Source organism: Pseudomonas sp. GL-R-19, from assembly GCF_019956375.1.
GTDB lineage: Bacteria > Pseudomonadota > Gammaproteobacteria > Pseudomonadales > Pseudomonadaceae > Aquipseudomonas.
The window spans coordinates 1-6,554 of the sequence record NZ_JAHBDJ010000068.1 but is presented as its reverse complement, the minus strand read 5'-3'; the positions used below and the strand labels follow the sequence as shown (position 1 = coordinate 6,554).

Annotated in this window: 6 protein-coding genes; all 6 read left to right on the top strand. The window is 61.8% G+C overall.

The annotated features are described in order from the left end of the window. Positions 1-669: PolC-type DNA polymerase III (locus tag KGA83_RS26655; protein WP_223531230.1), on the top strand; the 669-nt coding region annotated here is incomplete at its 5' end. 225 nt (positions 670-894) lie between these two features. Next, positions 895-1,413 (top strand): RNA polymerase sigma factor, encoded by a 519-nt coding sequence (locus tag KGA83_RS26650; RefSeq protein WP_108216949.1) that lies wholly within the window; start codon positions 895-897, stop codon positions 1,411-1,413. Next, complete coding sequence (locus KGA83_RS26645) at positions 1,410-2,384, top strand: FecR domain-containing protein (RefSeq protein ID WP_223531229.1); 975 nt, start codon at positions 1,410-1,412, stop codon at positions 2,382-2,384. The genes KGA83_RS26650 and KGA83_RS26645 overlap by 4 nt, the downstream gene beginning before the upstream one ends. Before the next feature lie 243 nt (positions 2,385-2,627). Continuing rightward, positions 2,628-5,072 (top strand): TonB-dependent siderophore receptor, encoded by a 2,445-nt coding sequence (locus KGA83_RS26640; protein WP_108216951.1) that lies wholly within the window; start codon positions 2,628-2,630, stop codon positions 5,070-5,072. A 72-nt stretch (positions 5,073-5,144) separates the two neighbouring features. Beyond that, a complete protein-coding gene (locus KGA83_RS26635) occupies positions 5,145-6,275 on the top strand; it encodes a PepSY-associated TM helix domain-containing protein (protein WP_108217247.1) in 1,131 nt (376 codons plus the stop codon). Continuing rightward, positions 6,272-6,451, top strand: coding sequence for a hypothetical protein (locus KGA83_RS26630; RefSeq protein ID WP_115947984.1), 180 nt, complete (start codon positions 6,272-6,274; stop codon positions 6,449-6,451). The genes KGA83_RS26635 and KGA83_RS26630 overlap by 4 nt, the downstream gene beginning before the upstream one ends. Positions 6,452-6,554 lie beyond the last annotated feature (103 nt).

Here is a 6,554-nt window from a genome sequence, read left to right as displayed (position 1 = left end):
CTCCCAGCCCATCTGCAACATCGGCTGGACCAATTACCGACGGCTGCCGATCTGTCTGAGTGCAGCCTGCGCGAGCAACGCTGGGTGGTGCTCGATCTGGAAACCACCGGCTTGAACCTGAACAAGGACCACGTATTGTCCATCGGCGCGGTGGTGATCGAGGACGGGGCCATCGACTTTCGCCAGCAGTTCGAACGCACCCTGCAATATCCGCAAGTCAAACTCGGCCCCAGTGTGCTGATCCACGGCATTGGCCCCAGCGCCATTGCGGCGGGCAGCGACCCGGCAGAAGCGCTGCTCGATCTGATGGAGTACCTCGCAGACAGTCCGGTGCTGGCCTTCCATGCGCCGTTTGACCAGCACATGCTCGGCCGCGCGCTGAAAGATCATCTGGGCTTCAAGTTGCAGCATCCGTTTCTGGACGTGGCGGACATTGCACCGCTGCTGTGCCCGCAAGCGCACATTCGCGAGGCCGGGCTGGACGACTGGATCGACTGGTTCAAGCTCGAAGTCTTCGAACGCCACCACGCCAGCGCCGACGCCCTGGCCACCGCTGAACTGGCGCTGATTCTGTTCAGCCGCGCGCGGCAGCAGCAGATTCATAGCCCGTTGAATCTGCAACAGCGCTTGAGTCAGTGGAAGCGCCGGCAGCAGGCTCCGTCCTTCTGACCTATACGCAATCCCTGTAGGAGCGAGCCTGCTCGCGAAAATCGTCAACGGTGACACGTTTTTCTGGCAAGACCGAAGTGTCAGATGATTTTTCGCGAGCAAGCTCGCTCCTACAGGGGCCGTCGCCAAATTCCCACCTGACCAACGCCAATTGCTTACCTCCCTCGCCCCTGTCACAATCGCGAACAATTCTCGTTAGTTAATATTTCCCAATCGGTGTGCGGCGTGTCGTCAGTTCCAAGCCCTCAAAATGAGCTCGTCGGTGCGTTATATCGCGACCACCGCAGTTGGCTATTGGCCTGGCTTCGACGCAACGTCGCCTGCCCGCAACGGGCCGAGGACCTGAGCCAGGACACGTTCGTGCGCTTGCTGGGCCGCGAGGAACTGAAGGTCCCGCGCGAGCCCCGGGCATTCCTGGTGGCGATCGCCAAGGGCCTGCTGTTCGATTATTTCCGCCGCGCCGCGCTGGAACAGGCCTACCTCACCGAGTTGATGCTGGTTCCCGAAGCCGAGCAACCGTCGGCGCAAGAACAGCAAATGATCCTCGAAGACCTGAAAAACATCGACCGATTGCTCGGCAAGCTTTCCAGCAAGGCCCGGGCGGCGTTCCTCTACAACCGTCTCGACGGCCTCGGCCACGCAGACATCGCCGAGCGCCTGGGGGTGTCGGTGCCGCGGGTGCGCCAGTACCTGGCCCAAGGCATTCGCCAGTGTTACATCGCGCTGTATGGTGAGCCGACTTGAATCCGCTCAGTTCCAAACCGGTATCGGCCAACGTGCTGGACGCGGCGATTGCCTGGCAGTTGTCCATGGACTGCGCCAACCCGGTAGAACGCGACGAGTTCGCCAAGTGGCACGCGGCCCACGAAGAGCACGCCCGCGCCTGGCGCCAGTTGGGCATGCTCGACCAGCGTTTCGGCGTGGCCAGCGGCCCGGCCCGCACCGCCCTGCTGCAATCGCGCGAAGGCATCCGCCGGCGGGTCCGCAAGCTCGGCAATGGTGTGGCGAGTATGGTTGCGGTGATCGGCCTGGCGCTGTTCGCAGGGGAGCGTTACCTGCCGATCGACTATTGGCTGGCCGACCAGCGCACCGCCGTTGGCGAACAGCGCACCCTGCGCCTGACTGATGGCACGCTGATCAATCTCAACACCCACAGTGCCCTGGATGTGCGCTTCGATGAAAAGCAGCGACGCATCGTGCTGCAGGAGGGCGAAATCCTGGTGGAAACCGGCCATGGCGATCCCCGGCCGTTCATCGTCGAAACCCGTGAAGGCAGCATGCGCGCGCTGGGTACGCGGTTTCTGGTCAAGCGCGAAGAAGACGGAACGCGCCTGAGTGTGTTGCAGTCGGCGGTGGCGGTTCACCCTGAATCCACCCCGGACGAACAGATCCTGCGTGAAGGCCAGCAGGTGCTGATCCGCAACAATGGCCTGGGCCCGGTTCAGGCGGTCAACCTCGGCGCGGATGCCTGGACCCGCGGCATGCTGGTGGTGGACAACACGCGGCTGGAAGATCTGGTGCATGAAATCGGCCGCTATCGAAACGGTTACGTCGGGGTCGCACCGGAGGTGGCCGACCTGCGCATCACCGGCAGCTTCCCGTTGCGCGACACCGACCTGGCACTCAATGCCCTGCTGCCGACCCTGCCGGTGCAGATCGAACAGCACACGCAATGGTGGGTGAAGGTCGTGGCCAAGGCCGATGCCAATCCCTGAAAAGCTTTGTGTCTGATCCGTCGCTATCGCGAGCAGGCTCGCTCCCACATTTTGAAATGCATTCCATTGTGGGAGCGAGCCTGCTCGCGATGGCGGCGTTCGACTCCCCACAAAAACCGGATTGACCCAATACCCGCCGCAACCGACTTCTGAATCGAAATTATTTCCATCCAGCTCTATCACTTTTTGATTTTCGTTCGGCACACAGGCAATTGAGAAATATTTCCATTCAGGAGCCGCTGTATGCCTCGTTCGCTAGACTCCCTGTTGCGCCGCAGTTTGCTGGCGGTCGCCATTGCCCTTTGCACCCCTTTGGCCAGCAGCCAACTGGTCGCCGCGGAACAGGTGTTCAGCGTCCGCGCCTACAACCTGCCGGTTGCACCACTGGCCAGCACCCTGAACCAGATCGCCAGCCAGGCCGGTTTGGCCCTGTCGTTGAATCCATCCTTGGCGGCGGGCAAGACCTCGGCGCCAGTCAAAGGCCAGTTCGACGCAACCGGCGCCCTACGCGAAGCCTTGCGTGGCACTGGCCTGCAACTGGAGCAGAGCAGTGCGGGCACCTACAGCCTGGTGGCCGTGCCCGAGGGTGTGATGGACTTGCCGGCGACCAGCGTAATCGGCGTGCAAGACACTGAAAGCGCCTGGGGGCCGGTACAGGGCTACCTGGCCAAGCGCACCGCCGCCGGCTCCAAGACCGACACCGCGCTGGTCGAGGCGCCGCGTTCGATTTCGGTCGTCACTCGTGAGCAGATGGACGACCGCAACGCGCACACCCTCGACGATGCCGTGCGCTACTTGCCGGGCATCACCTCCAGCAGCTTCGGCAGCGACACCCGCGCCGACTGGTTACGCGTGCGGGGTTTCGAGCCGACTCAATTCCTCGACGGCCTGCCACTGCCAAAAGGTGTGTACGCCAACCCGAAACAGGAAACCTGGAACCTCGACCGCCTGGCGCTGCTGCGCGGCCCGGCCTCGTCCGTATACGGCCAGACCCCGCCGGGCGGCCTGCTGGACATGGTCAGCCGTCGCCCAAGCGCCGAAGCCAGCAGCGAAGTCCAACTGCAGTACGGCAGCGACAATCATCGCCAGATCAACTTCGCCAGCACCGGCAAGATCGACGACGAAGGCCAGTTCCTGTACAGCCTCAGCGGCGTACTGCGCGACGGCGGCACGCCCATCGACCACATCGATGACAAGCGCTACAACATCGCGCCGAGCCTGACCTGGAACATCGACGAAGACACCAGATTCACCTTGCTCACACAGTTCACCCGTGACGATACCGGTATCACCAGTCAGTTCTATCCGATCCAGGGCACCAAGATCGACATGCCATTCGGCGAGATCTCCCACCACAAGAACCTCGGTGATCCGAACTACGACTTCTACGACCGCACCTACTACGCACTGGGTTATGCCTTCGAACATCGCCTGAACGATATCTGGCAGTTCCGGCAGAACCTGCGCTACACCAAGTCGGAGCTGTCGTTCCAGGCAGTGACCGTCAACAGCTACAACCCTGACTTTGCCAACCTCGGCTTTGTCGTCGACGATCAAGGTAACACCGGACGTGGCACCACCAACGTCGACGAAGACATCGCCCAATTCGCCGTGGACAACAACTTCCAGGGCGACTTCGTCACCGGCGACGTCAGTCACACCTTGCTGATCGGCCTGGACCACCAGCGCAACACCACCAACTACCTCTCGATCTTCGGCACCGCACCGGGCATCAACGTCAACGACCCGGTCTATGGCTTGCCGATCACCCGTCCGCCACGCTCTACGGCCTTTTATGACTACGAACAGAAGACCCGGCAGACCGGCCTGTACATCCAGGACCAGATGGCCCTCGACCAATGGCGCCTGACCCTCGGCGGTCGTGAAGACTGGGTCCACACCGGCACCACGTTCTTCAACAAGGGCGATGCCACCAACACCGAACGCGACAAGAACTTCAGCGGCAACGTAGCGATCAGCTACGTGTTCGATTCGGGCTTCGTGCCTTACCTGTCTTATGCCGAATCGTTCCAGCCGACCAGCAATGCAGTCGCCTCGCCGACCGAGTCGTTCAAGCCGACCGAAGGCAAGCAATGGGAACTGGGTATCAAGTACCAGCCACCGGGCAGCAACACGCTGTTGACCGCGGCTGTGTATGACCTGACCCAGAAAAACGTTTCCGTTACCAACAACGTGGGCAACGTGACGGTCACCAGCCAGACCGGCGAAGTGAAAGTCAAAGGCCTGGAGCTGGAAGCCGTTTCCGACGTGACCGAAAACCTCAAGGTCACTGCTGCTTACACCCTGGCCAAATCCGAAGTGCAAGAAGGCATTTACAAGGGCAATCGCCTGCAATTGATGCCTAACCAGCAAGCGTCGGTGTGGGGCGACTACACCTGGCACAACGGCGTGCTGAATGGCTTCGGCATCGGCGCTGGCGCGCGCTACACCGGCAACACCTACGGCGACCAGGCCAATACCTGGCTGGGCAAGGCCGGCGCCTACACGGTGTTCGACGCGGTGGTTCACTACGACCTCGGTCGCCTGGACAACAGCCTCAAAGGCGCTTCGCTGGCTGTTAACGCGACCAACCTGTTCGACAAGGACTACATCTCGACTTGCGACAGCTTCTACTGCTACTACGGCGACCAGCGCAGTGTCGTCGCAAGTGCAACCTACAAGTGGTAACGCTTTGAGCTGACACGCCCTATGACCAGGCCGTCCGTCGTGGACGGCTTTGGTTTTTCTGAAGGCTATGAAATGAAAAGTAAAACAATTCGCCGCTGGTCCGCGATCCACACCTGGACCAGCCTGATTTGTACGGTGTTCCTGTTGCTGCTGGCACTGACCGGCCTGCCGTTGATCTTCCACCACGAGATCGACCACTTGCTGGGCGATGCGCCTGAAGTGAAGGAAATGCCGGCGGACACCCCGCACCTGGATTTGCAGCAATTGGTGGAAGCCGCCGAGAAGCATCGCCCCGGTGAAGTCATGCAGTATTTCGGCTTCGAGGACGATGAGCCCAACGCGGTGCTGACCATCATGGCCGCGACCGCGGGCACCGAGCCGAACTCGTCCCACACCTTCTTGCTCGACGCCCGTACCGGCGAAGCGCTGGAGACGCCATCGGCCAACGGCGGTTTCATGATGACCATGCTGCGCCTGCATGTAGACATGTTCGCCGGGCTACCGGGCAAGTTGTTGCTGGCGTTCATGGGGATTCTGTTCGTGGTGGCGATCGTTTCCGGCACGGTGTTGTACTTGCCGTTCATGCGCCGCTTGAAATTCGCCACCGTGCGCCAGGACAAATCCACGCGCCTGCGCTGGCTCGACCTGCATAACCTGATCGGTGTGGTGACGTTGACCTGGGCCCTGGTGGTCGGCGTGACCGGCGTGATCAGTGCCTGTGCCGACCTGATCATCGCCGCCTGGCGCAATGACAGCCTGAGCGCGATGGTCGCGCCGTACCGCGATGCGCCACCGCTGACGCAACGCGCGCCGGCCACCCGCTTGCTCGATATCGCCAAGGATGTCGCGCCGGGCATGCAGCCGGACTTCATCGCCTTTCCCGGCACACGATTCTCCAGCGAGCACCATTACGCGGTGTTCATGAAAGGCAGCACGCACCTGACCTCGCACCTGTTGACGCCGGTACTGATCGACGCCAGCACCCTGCAAGTCACCGCCGTGGCCGAACGACCGTGGTACATGGACGCCATGGGCATGTCGCAGCCGCTGCACTTCGGTGACTACGGCGGCATGCCGATGAAGATCCTCTGGGCGACCCTCGATGTGCTGACCATCATCGTGCTCGGCAGCGGGGTCTACCTGTGGGTGGTGCGGCGCAAGGCTGCAAGGCCTGTGCTGGAAAAAGCGGAGAGCGTGGCATGAAGCCCCGGCAGTCGAACTTCTGGAAAGTCTTCGTCATTCCGACCGTCATTGCGGTGCTCAGCGCGACAGGGTTGTTTGCCGCGTTGCTCGGGGATGGTGTTTGGGACTCGTTGAGCTGGGTGGGGCTGGGTGTCCCCGCCGCTCTTGCCCTGCGCGGCCTCCTGCAACGCCGCTGATCCCTGTAGGAGCGAGCCTGCTCGCGATGAGGCCGTATCAGTCGACATTGAATTGCCTGACACATCGCCATCGCGAGCAGGCTCGCTCCTACAGGTTCGGCGG

Coding starts and splice junctions, on each gene's coding strand:
- KGA83_RS26635 (WP_108217247.1), top strand. CDS start 5,145: ATGAAAAGTAAAACAATTCGCCGCTGGTCCGCGATCCACACCTGGACC.
- KGA83_RS26640 (WP_108216951.1), top strand. CDS start 2,628: ATGCCTCGTTCGCTAGACTCCCTGTTGCGCCGCAGTTTGCTGGCGGTC.
- KGA83_RS26630 (WP_115947984.1), top strand. CDS start 6,272: ATGAAGCCCCGGCAGTCGAACTTCTGGAAAGTCTTCGTCATTCCGACC.